The sequence below is a fragment of the Metallosphaera cuprina Ar-4 genome (assembly GCF_000204925.1).
Lineage (GTDB): Archaea > Thermoproteota > Thermoprotei_A > Sulfolobales > Sulfolobaceae > Metallosphaera > Metallosphaera cuprina.
Genome location: NC_015435.1, coordinates 769,247 through 782,554, shown reverse-complemented (window position 1 = coordinate 782,554; position 13,308 = coordinate 769,247). Strand labels below are relative to the sequence as shown.

Below are 13,308 nucleotides of genomic sequence, written 5' to 3'. Positions count from 1 at the left end.
ATTTCACCCGTACTTGGTGTCCACCTTTTCCGCTTGATTCCCGAAGCTTTCAGCGAACCTCATCAAGACGTAAGCGCCACCATTTTTTACAGCGTAATACGCTTCTAAAAACTTATTCGCCTTAAGTCCGTTCATCATAACTATCTTGCTCACGTTTATGACTTGTGGGATCTCTTGGTTAAGAGGAAAGAAGGCCACGTCCAACTCCATCTCCAGAAGGAAATACTTTATTTCGTTTATGAACGATTTGCGTTCTGAGGTGCTCATCTTCCTAAGCGAGTCCTGATGAGATTGATGAATACCGATCCCCATTCCAACAATGTAAAAAGGTGTCAAATTGGTTGGCCTGATCACATCTATGACAGGACCGCCCTGTTGTGGGGTCGAACTGAGATGAAGATGTTCTTTAGCTCCCGCAGGGGTCCATACCTTCAATCCTAAGTCACCTAGCCACCCCCTCAGCTTATCGTCTAGAACCTTTTCACTATCATTCATGTTAAGATGAAACGATCAAGAGCTTATAAACCCTGTCTAAGGTCCTCCTTCACCGCAAGCGCAACGTTGTAGCCAGGGAGTCCAGTCACCTGACCTCCAGGATAAGTTCCTGCTCCAGTTAGGTAAAGCCCTTTTATAGGAGTTCTGTATCCCCATCCCTTGACTGGTCTACCGTCGAAGAGATAGGGACATCTCATTGGTAGATGGTTAAGGTTTCCTCCAGGTAAGAAGTAGTATTTTGTTGCAAAATCAGCGTTTAACTTCTCCTCATACTCTATCTTTCCATTAAACAGTGAGAGCACTTCCTCTCTGTTACCCATAAACTCCAGTACGGACTTTCCTCTGGTTTTGTCCACTATTGAGGGCATCACTATCTCTCCCACCTCCAGATCTAAAATGCCATCTAGGTAAGGCCTTATCTGCTCATCAACCTTGGGCGTCTCCTTAAACACCACGTTATATTTTACCCATCCCCCTCCACCCGAATCTAGCCTTATGGATTTGAACTGATCTACCATAGAGAGAGTACTTATGGGACTGATAGCGGAAACCACAATATCTGCCTCAACAACGCTATTACCTATCCTGACTCCCTTTACCTTATCGTCTCTGACCAAGATCTCATCCACTTTGGTGCTCGTTTTTATCCTCACTCCTAGAGATTGAGCTCTCTCAGCTATCTTTGAGGCTACGCTCCCCATACCTCCCTCAACGAAAGACCATTCGTTAAAGAAGTAAGCCACCATGTACGACGGTGCTTCCTCCATGGAGGGGTAAATGAAATATCTGTGAACCTCTTGAGGAAAGTATTCAGATAAGAACTTGATGGAGTTTAACTCTAAGATCTCTGGAACCCCTAGGGATCTTGCCTCGTTCATTATGCTCTCCTTTGATGGTGGGGACGAAACGAAACTGAACTTCTTCATTATTTTCTTCATCTTCTGGACCTTATCTTCGAATTCCTCGTATTTTGGAAAGAATGAACTCAGAGTCTTTAGTCTCTTCTCCCGATCCCTATAAAAGGGTATCAACTTATCATCGTACTGAATAGTTTGGATTTTCTCCGTATAGATTACTGGGATGTGGAATTCGTTTATGAGCTCTTCGGGCATTAGACCGAGCACATAGGAAGCCCTGCTAATTACAGCGTGATTCACTGTCAAGCTTTCCGTCATACCTCCTACCTTGTCTCTAGCCTCTAAAACCTGAACTTCTAAACCCAATTTCCTAAGGTAATAGGACGCGATCAATCCGTTATGTCCAGCTCCAATAACCAGAGCCTTCATTCGCTCAATTCCGAGGTATCTATAAAATCGTTTTTGGATAATCTTTATAGAAATTAGGCCTCTTAACCAGAGTCGTACCTCGGGAAATGCCAACGAACTAAAGCATTTTTAAAGTAATTGATTTTTATGTTAGGTAATGAAAGTAGGACTTATATACTTCGGAGGGCAGTACAATCACCTCATACTTAAGAACGTGAAATACTTAGGAGTAGATATAGAGGTTGTGGATCCCTCCCTTCCCGTAGAGAAGCTAAACGCCTACGATTGCCTTATTTTTAGTGGAGGTCCACAGTCGGTTAAGGAGGAAATAAACTCCATAGGTAACTCAGTTAATTACGTTAGAGAACTAAGCTCTCCGAAGCTAGGAATTTGCTTAGGTCATCAACTTATAGCCTACGCTCTGGGAGGGGTGGTTGACAAGGCTAGCAATCCTGAGTTTGGGCTAGTTAAAGTAACGATCCACGATCACGATACTATTTTAAAAGATATGCCTTCCGTCTTTAACGCTTGGGAAAGTCACAACGATGAGGTGAAGGCTCCGCCCTTGGGATTCAGAGTTTTAGCCAGTAGTGAGACCACTAAGATTCAGTCAATGGTAAACAAAGACAACACGATTTTCACTGTACAGTTTCACCCAGAAGTTAAACACACTCAACAAGGATTGCTAGTATTTAAAAACTTCTTAGAGGTATGTAAGAGGTGAATGAAGAACAGCGGATCAACTGAGAGGTCTATCTCATGTATTGGGTGAGGAGGAACAGGTTAGGCGGATCTCACTTACCCTCTCATCTGGAGGAGATACGTGACTGGAAAAGGAAAGGTGTAGAGAAGGTCTTGATTTTAGCTGAGGATTGGGAGATAGAGGAAACTTGGGGGGATTCGAACTATTACTTTCAACAACTTAAAAATGAGGGACTGAATTTCCTCCATGTACCCATTCCGGACGGACAACCTCCATCGATGGGCGATCTAGACAAGATCATGAACTGGTTAAAGGATGGGACGAACGTCGTTCACTGCGTAGCTGGTAAGGGAAGGACGGGCACAGTCTTGGCCGCCTATCTAATTATGAACGAAGGGCTAAGTCCAGATCAGGCTGTAGATGAGGTAAGAAGGTACCAATCCGGGGCTATAGCTACCATGCAACAACTAATTTTCCTATATGAGCTGAGGAAAATTGAAGATTGAGCAAGACTACCTAGTTAAATTCCTCTACCTTGTTCAAAACTTAATCTCAAAGGAAGTAAAGTTCGAAAAGGTAGAGAAGGTAAACGAGATGTGCGGGGTAGATGTGGCCTATCAAGGTGAGATTGGAGTTGCAGCAGCCGTTTGCAACGGTAGAGAGAGGAGGGAGAACGTGGTGATTGGAAAGGTTTCCTTCCCTTACGTTCCAGGTCTACTCTTCATGAGGGAGGCACCTATCATGATTAAGGCCTTGGAGAACTTAGATTATGACCTGCTTTTAGTGGACGGTCACGGAATAGCTCATCCTAGGAGGAGTGGAATTGCGACGGTGATAGGTGTTCTCTTAAACAAACCTACTATAGGAGTTGCTAAGTCTAGATTGATTGGGGAGGAGGTGGTTGAGGGAGGTATTACCTACATAGTTGATAAAGGAGAGAAACTAGGAGTTAAGGTAGGGAAATATTACTACAGCCCTGGGAATCTCGTGACGCTTCAGGACGTTTTGAACTTAAGTGAGGGAGGGTATCCGTCTGTTTTAAGGGAAGCAGACAAGTTGTCAAAGAAGTATAAGAAAGGAGTTAATCAGTAAAACCCTCGTCTTCATCAATCCGTCGGGCAAGTTCTCATCCCAAAAGGATTAAAGTCCCGTCAATATTAATTCTTATTTATGAAGCGAGTTCTAAGGATACCGAGGTTCACGAAGGAGGGAAAACCTAAGACTCTTGAGCTCCTAGTGGATTCCCCAGTCGTTAACGAGAAAGGTTTCCCACAGGAGGGTAAACTTCTTTTAGTTATAGATGACGGGAAAAACAGAGTTGGGTTTCAGCTCAGCACAGCTGAGGCTGCCCTATTGTTTCAGAGATTAGACTATGTGCTTAACGAGTCAGCGAAAGAGTACATTCAAATTGAAGAAAAAAGTAGAAAGAGTTATCAATCCAAGAGGGGGAAGAGTGAGGTCTCTGAGGAAGATAACGAAGGTGGTGAGGAAATTCCACCTGAGTACCTTGACGATATACCAACTGATGAGTTCCAGTAGGAGCAGATGACGTCAGAGGAGATAGGACCGTAAATATCCTTTCGATTTTCAGGTAGTATCCAGTCAAATTAACAGAGCTGTTCTGCCCTGACGTGGCTAGGAATCGCTCTTCAAAGCCTTGCTGACCGGAGGTCTGATAGGAGAAATTAAGTTGTTTTTGCGTCAGCGCATTGTTAGAGGTTAACTTGACTAACACAGCACCTCCGTAACTATTTATGACCTCGATGATACCTGAGAAACCTCCCACGGAGGTGAGCGTTTCATTCAAGCTTTGATTTAAGATATGTCCGTTAAATGAAGAAACGTAAGTGTAGCGAACCCCAAGGTTAATCGATCCGTTCTGCGAATAGGACAAATTGTAGGGTATGACGTCAGTGGGAGTTATAGGAGAGGAGAAGGAGGAGATTTGTAAAGTGACGGGGAAGTTTCCACTTAAGTCTAAGTACGAGGAGTACAATCCGCTTTCTATAGCTAACTCATTGAATTTTTCATCTAGATATGCGAACTCATATATGTTATTGAAAGACTGAGATGAGTAGAAGTTCCCCTCTTGAACCACCGTACTTGTCACCTCTCCGTTTTGATATTGAAGCGTTGAAGAGTACTTAAGCAGGTAACTTCCTCCCTCTTGATAATGAACGCCCGAAAACCCTGCTTCAAATATCGGAGATGAGTCTAAGAACCTAGAGTACGCCATCGTAAGGTTCCCGCTAAGCAACGGGTCGGATTTGTTAACCCAAAGCATTAGAAATCCAGATAAGTCCCAGTCGAAAGAGGGACTGTGATTTATCTGTAAGGCCGTATTAAGGTTACTGACGGAAACGGTTAAGTTGGCTCTATCTCCCAGGGCTAGGAAAGGAGTCAAGTCTGCCTGATAAGGTGTGTGAAAGACCAAAGTGTTTATGCTAGGCATGGGCTTCCACCAGAACAGATCTATCCCACCCGTATATACGGTCTCGTAGGGTGGGATGACTGATGCCAGGAGACCGTTGTAATACAAGAGTATATCTCTAGTTGCTGGTTCGTTTGCGTACCAGAACTCGTCCAAGCCTCCCCCCTCCTCGAAAATCTGGGCCAGAACCCTGTAAGTACCATTAGGTAAGTTCACATGAGAGGTGAAACTGTCTACCTGAGGGTTAAGGATTACGTAAGAGTAATTGTAGTCAAAAGACCCGTTTACAAACAGTGGAATGAAGACGTTGGGAAGGCCAGAAGGCTCATTTCCGGGATAGAGAGAGAGCGTTATGTTAACCAGATACACTCCAGTTATGTTAACTTTAGCGTCATAGAAGTTCACTAACACAGGCTCAAACGTAACGTTTCCCTTTAACAGGTTCTCAAACTCGGTTAAATCTACAGAGGCCGAGGAGTTAAGAATCTCCTGAGTTGAACCCCAGAAAACCGGTATCCCATTTACAAACACGTAAAGGGGTCTGTCATATTGCGTCCCGTTCTCCTCCTTTACAGATACGTTCATTAGGATGAAAGAGTAGGACTGATCTGGTATCTTAACTTTAAGGTAATATGGCTTCCAAGCAGTGTTATTAAACTCCAAGTTTTTGGCTACAATGATAGTTATTGGCGTTACGTTTGGTGGTATGTAGGAGAGAGCCTCGAAGGAGTAGTATTTGGGATCCAAACCGTTCATTGCGGTCACGTTAAATAGCGTGAAGGTAGTATCTCGATTGGCCTGAGTTAGTCCGTTAGATAGCAGTCCTGACCACATCATAGGGAAAAGTCCTAAAATTAGGATAACTATCAGGAGCCAAGACTTCATTTTCTCACCCTCATAAATATTATTGCTATGACTAAGATGATGAAGAGGACTACAACCACTATTTCCAAGTCCGTGATCTGACTATGCAACACCGCCTCCGGGTAGTAGTTATTGACTTGGAACGAAACGTTATACTCCAATCCGTTTCTCAAAACTAAATTGTAGGTATAGGTTCCAGAGGGCAGAGAGGAAGCGTTAAAAGGTATGTGGAGCACTAGGGATTTGTTAACCTCATTAAACGTAAAGCTCTGAGGTTGGCCGTTAAGGTACAATGAAACTGGAGGTATGTATGGACTGATCGTCACGTTTATCAGTTGGTAGCTAGAGTATATGTTGGGATTCAACTCGGGTTTAGATATCGCTTGCGATAGAGTTGACAGCTCTGGGGACAAAACTGAGGTCCCTTTAATAGATATCAGTCCTCCTGAGGCGTTGAAGCCGTACTCCGTTGAATTGACCACGGAGTTAATCAAGCTCACGTTAGAGTTATAAGACTGAAGAGCTATGGTAGAGCCCCTTATAGTGGAGCCTACAATGACTAAAGTTGAGTTAATGGAGTTTATTCTCGACATAGAGGACGAAGAGACGAATATTGTTGAGTCTATTGCAGTTAAATTGCCTAATACTGAATCGTATATGCTAACGTTCACTCCCTTAATAGTTATATTCGGTGCGTAAACCTGATACAGAGAGTAGATCCCGTTATTCTCAACAGCGGATTGTGGAATTTCCTTCTCGCTCACAGTTAAGTCGCCTACGTACGTTTGGATTCCAACTTGCAAGTTAGTTGATGCGAAGGCAGGATTACCCAAAGGAGATGTCCCTACAACTATGCCCTGCCAAGGTCCTGCGATCGTTCCTGGTTGACTTCCTCTGAACTGTTCGTTTCCAAGGTAAAACGGCACCGTATAGTTACCTACCCAGAGTCCAAGTGTCGAGTTGTACTGCAGGGGAATCTCGTATTCGCTCTCCTCTATTAAGGACTGATAGGCGGTTCCAGCGGGAATTAACGTCAGAGAGAACTCCCCCTGCGTTACTGGTGTACCGTTACTATACGATATCTTCACCTTGATCGGAACGTTCTCCCCTTGATATAGCTGTGGTAGGCTCTGTATAACTGCCTCTAGGGATGGAGAGACGTAAAACCACGTTGTGAAATTACCGAACTCCAGGCCTACTGAGGTGTTGGTCACCGAATGAAAGACTACCTTATATAAACCCGGAGTGAAGTTGAAAGGTATGGTGAAGTTGGCTTCCTTAAGCCCGAAGAGGTTGAAGACGCCATACTGCACAACGTCAGGAGCTGAAACCATTGGAACTTGGGCCACTAGTTTGTCACCTTGATAGATGTAAGCTGTCACGTTAGACGAAAACAGGCCCAAACCAAAGGTGTCAATAACCTCCGCAAATAAAGAGACGTTCTCGCCATTAGCTACGCCTGGAAATCCGTCGTTTATGGGAGGATATACCGTTCCATAAACTGCGCTTCCTACGTATAGGTAAGTGTAAACTGATCCCTCCGTAGAGTTGATCTCCAGCAAGTAGGTTCCTTGAGGCATGTTAGGCAATATAGTGAATTGCCCGCTGTAAAGTCCTGTGCTAGACGGAAGTAAAGTGACGTTCAAGAGGACCTTATTGTCCTTAATCAAGTATGCGAATACGCTCTCATTGACTAATGGAGTCCCGTTAGGCGATGAGACCTGAACTGAAATGGGTATGGGTTCATTTATAGGTAAAGGCGAGTTGTATGGGAATGGAGTGGGTTGAATTATGACCAGTGAGTTGCCCACATCGATATCAACTTGCGCGACTCCGGTTAGATTATTAGAAGTTCCATTAACTATAATAGACCAAACGTTACTCGGCTGACCTCGTAATATTTCAAACTCTCCAGTCCAATACGTGCCGTTAAACTTTAGAGGAATTTCCTCAAGGAAACCTTCAAGAGTATAAACATAAGCGTTGAAGTTACCTTCCTTAACTACGTCACCTTTTTGCGTAGTTATGTACGCCACGACATTAACTGACGATCCGTAACTATACCAAGGATAGGTTGTGTTTGGAGATGTTGTGGTAACCGATATCGTCAGCTCCTTTTGTGAGAGATATTGCTTCACTGCCATTAACAGTCCTGGATAATTTGGTGACCCTAATCCTGTAACCATATTGTATCCGGTCTTAGCTGAATACACTCCGTTAAAGCCCAATTCTATTTGATGGAAAGCCTCAGAGTACAACGACTTATTAGAGTATATCCAATACAGTATGGGGTTTATCAGACCTAAAGATTCGTTAAGCTGAGAGTCTAGATCAGCTGTAACTCCTGCCCAGATCGGCGAAGCGAGACTTGTCCCACCTATGACTTCTTGAGCTCCTTCAGACACTATAACCATCCCCGTGTAGGGATTTGCGTCAGCGCTTACGTCTGGGACCTCCCTGTATGTCGCATTGAGGTACTTCATTTGATACCAAGGGGCTGGGAATAACGTACTTTCTCCTCCACCCGAAGAAACGCTTGTAATCCCCGGCTCAAAGTACTGGGGCAGTACGCCCCATGCAGTTTCGTAGCCATAACTGACTGACGCGTTCTTCGTTTGCAAAGACCCGGCCTTAACGTTAAGGTAGAGAGACGTTCCTCCAACCGCAGTTACAAAGGGAGAAGAGGCTGGAAAGTTAACCCCTCCATAGCTACTCAAAGTTCCTCCGAAGGCTCCATTATCGCCTGAGGAAGCGAAAAAGGATATGCCCTCAGCGCTACCTAGTGCAAAGTAATAGTCAAGGTAAGGATAGTTCGGAGTACTTCCTAGATAATATGCGTAGAACCCTGATGAACCTATCACGTTCTCCGGCAAGCCCCAACTCATTGACACAACGTTAGCTAAATCCTGTGAGACGATCAAATCGATGCCCTCATATAGCGCTGAACCAGCATTCGAGGTAACAACGGCTAGCACGTGAGCGTAAGGTGCCATGCTATGTACAGTCTCCACGTCTAACGCAGTTTCAGTGTCCCACCCTGTGAGAAAACCGTATATAGGATGATAAGGACCTATAGGTAGGACAGTTAAGTTTACTGGAGGGAGGTCATTCAGCTTGTCAAACGCTTGCAGGTCCTGTACCAACTCCGGATCACCGTACGCGTCCACTACGGCCACCGTTACGTTTTTACCACCTGGAGTAACGTTGTAAGCCTGTTGAATTTCCTTACCGGTATAGTAGTTAGCTGAGAATTGAAATCCGTAATAATTTCCTGAAGACATTATGCCATTTGAAGTTAAGTTACCTAGGACCTGGAGATCCGGTCTTATCAACGTGTAGTTTGTCAACCCCATGATCATGGTGTTCTGCAATTGTTGCGGAATGATTGGTGCTGAACTAGGACGATAATAAACCATATCGTTCGTCTTGTACAAAGAAAGAGACGTTTGAAATACGTTCTCCACAAGTGAAGCGTTACTAAGAGCCATAACGGAAAAAGGACTTTTGTAAACTATCGTGAACCCTCTCCCTGAGAGGAAATTAACTACTTGTCTCTCAAGCTCTAGGTTACCGAAAAGAGAGACTAATTCTGATCTGTTTAAGGGCCTCATCTGATGATTATATATTTCTTGTACTATCAAATATAAATAATTCATATTTTTTGGCGGAATAAATACAGAGATGCACACCTCGCTACCTGAAGGCAGCTCTCCTTGAAATCGACCCTGAAACTCGGGGCCGTAATACGATGCGTAAGAGACCTCGTGCACAGTTACGAATAAAGAAAAAATAATAACTAATAGCAAAATTATACTGTACTTCATATGTATTTATAAGCTATAGTGTATAATAAACCTTATAATAATATCAAATAGTCTGATGATCACACACAATATAAAAAATTATAGTTGACTTAATAGGCCTTGTAGGTAGTTCAACAGCAGGGATTGACTCGCTACCTTAGCGTAGTTTGTCTCGGATATTAAGTAGGATCCTGAATTTGCAACAAGGATCAGAGTGTTGTTATTGAACGGGTTGGGATTGACGATGAAGTAAGGTGCGTTGTTCTCAACTCCCTGAGAAACAACGTAGTTCTGACCTGTGAGATTATGTAAGCTCTGGTAGAACCTTAGAGTTGAGTTATATTGATTCATAGCTTGGGACTGCGTGTTGTATTGAGTGACCTCGATGAGCAAAAGAGAGGAGTCGTTTGCGTACAACGTTAAGTATCCAGTGCTTACGTTCATTAAAATCCTCGTGTTGTTATACTCCCTCATAAGACCCGCGTTTAAACCATTCATGTTTGCGAAATTATTGTAATTAAGATGAGTTGAATAAGCTGATATGTTAACGCTTCTAAGCGCCGTGAAGTTAACGTAAGCCCAAAGAACCTGTTTCATGTTACTGACAGCCTGGAATATAGATGGCGGTTGAACTAATGGAAGTTGGGAACTAACTGCGGTCTGATATTGATTAAGCAATAAGGATAGGGCAGACTGGTCAAGGTTATTTGACCCTGTAACTACACTAGCCACAAAATATTTACCGTCGTAACCTAAGGCTAGGCCCGTATTAGATATGTTTCCGTAAACGTACTCAAAGTTACCAGATTTGTTAACGTTAAAGTTGTAACCTGCAACTAAAACCAAGGCAAGTCTCCTAAAATCGTTTGTTACGTTCTGAGAAGATATCTTAGATACGAGCAACGTAGCCGTAGAAGTACTGTTATGGATTAACACTTCGGCGTATGTTATACCTACAATCTTTGATAAATTATTAAAAAATAAACTCAACTGAGGTTGATTTGACGTGGCCGATTGAGTTGGGAACAAACCTGAAAGGTTGCTAACTTCTATCCATGAACCCACGACATAGGAGGATAATCCTGTAGAAGCTTGAACTTGGACAGGTGATAATAGGACCTGACTGCTTGGCGCCGTTTGCAAGTTTACCCTCGCGTACTGAACATTGCTGCTACGATTTACGTTCAAGCTCATAAAGCCTAGTAAAGATATTAAGATGACAGCTATTGCAATTATGCCTATTACTATAACTTTATTCATACTCATCATAACTTCCGTACGTTTAAAAACATTGTCAAAACAGTTTAGAACTTGAGAAACTAAGAGGCTTAGCTAGATTACGTTAGCGAAGTTCCCCTTTGTTTTTCTTTAAATAGACCGAAAAGCTTTATATCTATAAATCGATATCGATATTTAGATATACATGTTTCACGGTTTCGGACACGGTAAACACAGAAGAGGGTTGAGGTTCATAATACTTTTCACCTTGAGCGAATCTCCGAAGAACGGAATCGAAATCATGAAAGAGATGGAAAACGTAACTAAAGGTATGTGGAGACCTTCTCCTGGTTCTCTCTATCCTATGTTGGCCAAAATGTCTCAAGAGGGATACATCAAAAAGAGAGAGGACGGTAGATATGAATTGACGGCCACAGGAAAAGAGGAAATTGAGATTATTAAACAAAGGATGTCGATGATGTCAGGTTTAGATGTGAGACTCTCAACTCCTTCCTCGCCCGAAGAGGTAATTGAGGAGATGGAGTCCTATGTGGAATACATAGAGGATGTGAAAAGGAATGATCCTTCCAAGATCGACCAGATGAAAGATAGAATTAAAAGACTGATTGAGAAACTAAATAACGTGGTATCATGACCAAAGTGGCGGTTCCAGTTACTAACGGGTACGTTGATGGACCGGGAGAGGGTGAGAAAGTTAGAATATATGAGGTTAGTGGTAACGGTCCAGCCCTAGTTGAAGAATATGATAACCCTGCACTGAAGGCTTCATTTGCTAGGGGAATTCACATGCTAAAGTCAGCACTCGAAAAGGGAGCCACTGCGTTCATTGTCGCGGAGATAGGACCTCCAGGAGTGAGATTCTTAGAGGGGAAAGCCAAGATATTGCTAGCGCCAGGTGAAAGGGTGGAGGATGCCTTAGAGAAATTCATGAAAGGGGCTCTTCTAGAGACCCATCAACCTACACATGAAAGCCGTCATGGGCATCATTAAGTGGCCTTCTCCTGTTTTTCGTCTTCTGAACGAAGTCTCCTCTTCATTGACCTATCGTTCCTGTCCTCTTCCATATCTTCAGTCTCTTTACTCATCTCTATAACTTCAGCCGCTAGGAAACCTAAAATTATGGTTCCCATAAAGAAGTAAACTATTACTGGGGGAGACGTTCTTATGGACTGAAGTAACTCGTAGCTTGAGAAGGCTATTGCGAACAACGATAGCAGAAACCAGCTTAACCTTTTCCTTATTTTGATTATTGATAGCTTTAATAATGAAAAATCTGACGCTAGGTGAACGAAAATGTTAGCTAACAATGATACCAGACCCGCTATCGTGAACGCTAAAAACGCGTTAAACCCTGCTATCAAAATGCCTCCTACAACTATCATTGCATAAGTAACGATGGTAACTAGCACTGAATTAAAGGGGCCTCTAACTGACTCTAGCTTCCCCAAAAGCTCAGGTAAAAATCCTCCCCTTGACATGGCGAACATAGTTCTGGATGTCGCTGTCATAAAGCTTAACGTAGCTAAGATCCCGTCGTTCGCCGCAGCAAAAAGCACAAACGCTAACGTAATTATTCCGAATCTATCCTCAATTAACTGAATTAAATTCAGTTGATTTGCAGTCAAATTAAAGTATATTACGTGATCGGTGATCCCATAGATGTCAAAAGCAGATAACAAGCCTCCTATAAGTATCACGGTGATTATTGCCTTAGGAACGTTCCTCTCTGGGTTCTTAACTTCACCTGAAAGGGGAGTTATAGATCCGTAACCTGTTGGAATTGATGAGCCGAAAAGAATAGCTAAAGCAAACGTCGTCACGCTAATGTTTGAGGGTATAGGGTTGTAGATATAAAACCTGGTCGAGTACATGAATAGTATAGCTAAAGCCGTCATCATGCCTATTTCTATAAGACTCGCGATGATAGCGTACTTAGCAGTAGGCTTGATCCCTAGTAGGGCAAATATGCTTGATATTAAAAGTATTACAACAGCAATTATAACTGCAGAAATATGAAGTATTGTAGAGAGAATGTACGAAGCGCCTAACACGTATGCCGAGCCGTACATAGAGGAGTAAAGCAAGTATAGCCAACCTGTCTCAAATCCTAGCCTCTTAGTTAAGGTGTAATAAGCGTAAGTAAAATACCCTCCTGTTTTAGTAAATTTTCTAGATAGTATGTAAACAACCATCCCGTTAAGTAAAACTAACACTGTACCAAGGATAATCGCCAGAGCCGCCCCACGACCAACAAGTAAATACGCCTCCACCCCGTACGTCAACACGCTAAGGAATGGCGATTGCCCCCCAAGGGATATGAAAATTAGGTCCGTGACTCCTATCACTCTCTTAGGCTCACCGTGGTGTTCATAAGAGTCTCTGTTCATCTAAAAGACCGCTATTCATTTAGTTATTAAATCTTTCTGAACTTTTGGAAAAAATCTATGATTAGTTATTAAATTTAATGAAAATAGACCATAAAGTACCTAAGAATATTGAGAAAAAGTT

General features: G+C 42.9%; 11 protein-coding genes. 5 read left to right on the top strand and 6 right to left on the bottom strand.

The window, feature by feature from the left end:
• Nucleotides 1-3 precede the first annotated feature (3 nt).
• Both MCUP_RS04395 and MCUP_RS04390 read right to left on the bottom strand, forming a co-directional pair.
• Entirely contained in the window at nt 4-495 is a 492-nt protein-coding gene (locus tag MCUP_RS04395; protein WP_013737474.1) for a DUF2299 domain-containing protein, read from the bottom strand.
• A gap of 23 nt (nt 496-518) precedes the next feature.
• The gene (locus tag MCUP_RS04390; protein ID WP_013737473.1) at nt 519-1,781 is read right to left on the bottom strand and encodes a phytoene desaturase family protein; all 1,263 of its coding nucleotides are present in this window, start codon (nt 1,779-1,781) and stop codon (nt 519-521) included.
• Nucleotides 1,782-1,917: 136 nt separating this feature from the next.
• Between MCUP_RS04390 and MCUP_RS04385 the strand changes: the two genes are divergently transcribed.
• From MCUP_RS04385 to MCUP_RS04375, 3 genes are read left to right on the top strand one after another with little or no spacing between them, the layout of a single operon-like run.
• The gene (locus tag MCUP_RS04385) at nt 1,918-2,484 is read left to right on the top strand and encodes a GMP synthase subunit A (protein WP_013737472.1); all 567 of its coding nucleotides are present in this window, start codon (nt 1,918-1,920) and stop codon (nt 2,482-2,484) included.
• A 35-nt stretch (nt 2,485-2,519) separates the two neighbouring features.
• On the top strand, nt 2,520-2,969 hold the full coding sequence (locus MCUP_RS04380; protein WP_013737471.1) for a protein-tyrosine phosphatase family protein: 450 nt from the start codon (nt 2,520-2,522) through the stop codon (nt 2,967-2,969).
• Entirely contained in the window at nt 2,965-3,555 is a 591-nt protein-coding gene (locus MCUP_RS04375) for an endonuclease V (protein ID WP_048057725.1), read from the top strand. Before MCUP_RS04380 ends, MCUP_RS04375 begins: the two co-directional genes overlap by 5 nt.
• Nucleotides 3,556-3,841: 286 nt before the next feature.
• On the opposite strand, the gene MCUP_RS04370 is transcribed toward MCUP_RS04375, so the two are convergent.
• The 3 genes from MCUP_RS04370 to MCUP_RS04360 form a co-directional block, all read right to left on the bottom strand.
• A complete protein-coding gene (locus MCUP_RS04370; protein WP_013737469.1) occupies nt 3,842-5,779 on the bottom strand; it encodes a peptide-N4-asparagine amidase in 1,938 nt (645 codons plus the stop codon).
• On the bottom strand, nt 5,776-9,582 hold the full coding sequence (locus MCUP_RS04365) for a S53 family peptidase (RefSeq protein WP_013737468.1): 3,807 nt from the start codon (nt 9,580-9,582) through the stop codon (nt 5,776-5,778). The genes MCUP_RS04370 and MCUP_RS04365 overlap by 4 nt, the downstream gene beginning before the upstream one ends.
• 78 nt (nt 9,583-9,660) lie before the next feature.
• A complete protein-coding gene (locus MCUP_RS04360; protein ID WP_148230897.1) occupies nt 9,661-10,821 on the bottom strand; it encodes a hypothetical protein in 1,161 nt (386 codons plus the stop codon).
• 163 nt (nt 10,822-10,984) lie between these two features.
• Here MCUP_RS04360 and MCUP_RS04355 point away from each other — a divergent pair, with 163 nt between their 5' ends.
• Together MCUP_RS04355 and MCUP_RS04350 are read left to right on the top strand one after the other, a co-directional pair.
• Nucleotides 10,985-11,434, top strand: coding sequence for a PadR family transcriptional regulator (locus MCUP_RS04355; protein ID WP_013737466.1), 450 nt, complete (start codon nt 10,985-10,987; stop codon nt 11,432-11,434).
• Nucleotides 11,431-11,790: a NifB/NifX family molybdenum-iron cluster-binding protein gene (locus tag MCUP_RS04350; RefSeq protein ID WP_013737465.1), complete on the top strand. Its 360-nt coding sequence runs from the start codon at nt 11,431-11,433 to the stop codon at nt 11,788-11,790. The genes MCUP_RS04355 and MCUP_RS04350 overlap by 4 nt, the downstream gene beginning before the upstream one ends.
• On the opposite strand, the gene MCUP_RS04345 is transcribed toward MCUP_RS04350, so the two are convergent.
• Nucleotides 11,787-13,187 (bottom strand): APC family permease, encoded by a 1,401-nt coding sequence (locus MCUP_RS04345; protein WP_013737464.1) that lies wholly within the window; start codon nt 13,185-13,187, stop codon nt 11,787-11,789. The genes MCUP_RS04350 and MCUP_RS04345 overlap by 4 nt on opposite strands.
• Nucleotides 13,188-13,308 lie beyond the last annotated feature (121 nt).

Bases quoted from the DNA above. Each gene is read 5' to 3' on its own strand.
- MCUP_RS04350 (WP_013737465.1), top strand. From the start codon at position 11,431: ATGACCAAAGTGGCGGTTCCAGTTACTAACGGGTACGTTGATGGACCG.
- MCUP_RS04385 (WP_013737472.1), top strand. From the start codon at position 1,918: ATGAAAGTAGGACTTATATACTTCGGAGGGCAGTACAATCACCTCATA.
- MCUP_RS04395 (WP_013737474.1), bottom strand. From the start codon at position 495: ATGAATGATAGTGAAAAGGTTCTAGACGATAAGCTGAGGGGGTGGCTA.
- MCUP_RS04355 (WP_013737466.1), top strand. From the start codon at position 10,985: ATGTTTCACGGTTTCGGACACGGTAAACACAGAAGAGGGTTGAGGTTC.
- MCUP_RS04345 (WP_013737464.1), bottom strand. From the start codon at position 13,187: ATGAACAGAGACTCTTATGAACACCACGGTGAGCCTAAGAGAGTGATA.
- MCUP_RS04365 (WP_013737468.1), bottom strand. From the start codon at position 9,582: ATGAAGTACAGTATAATTTTGCTATTAGTTATTATTTTTTCTTTATTC.
- MCUP_RS04360 (WP_148230897.1), bottom strand. From the start codon at position 10,821: ATGAATAAAGTTATAGTAATAGGCATAATTGCAATAGCTGTCATCTTA.
- MCUP_RS04390 (WP_013737473.1), bottom strand. From the start codon at position 1,781: ATGAAGGCTCTGGTTATTGGAGCTGGACATAACGGATTGATCGCGTCC.
- MCUP_RS04380 (WP_013737471.1), top strand. From the start codon at position 2,520: ATGTATTGGGTGAGGAGGAACAGGTTAGGCGGATCTCACTTACCCTCT.
- MCUP_RS04370 (WP_013737469.1), bottom strand. From the start codon at position 5,779: ATGAAGTCTTGGCTCCTGATAGTTATCCTAATTTTAGGACTTTTCCCT.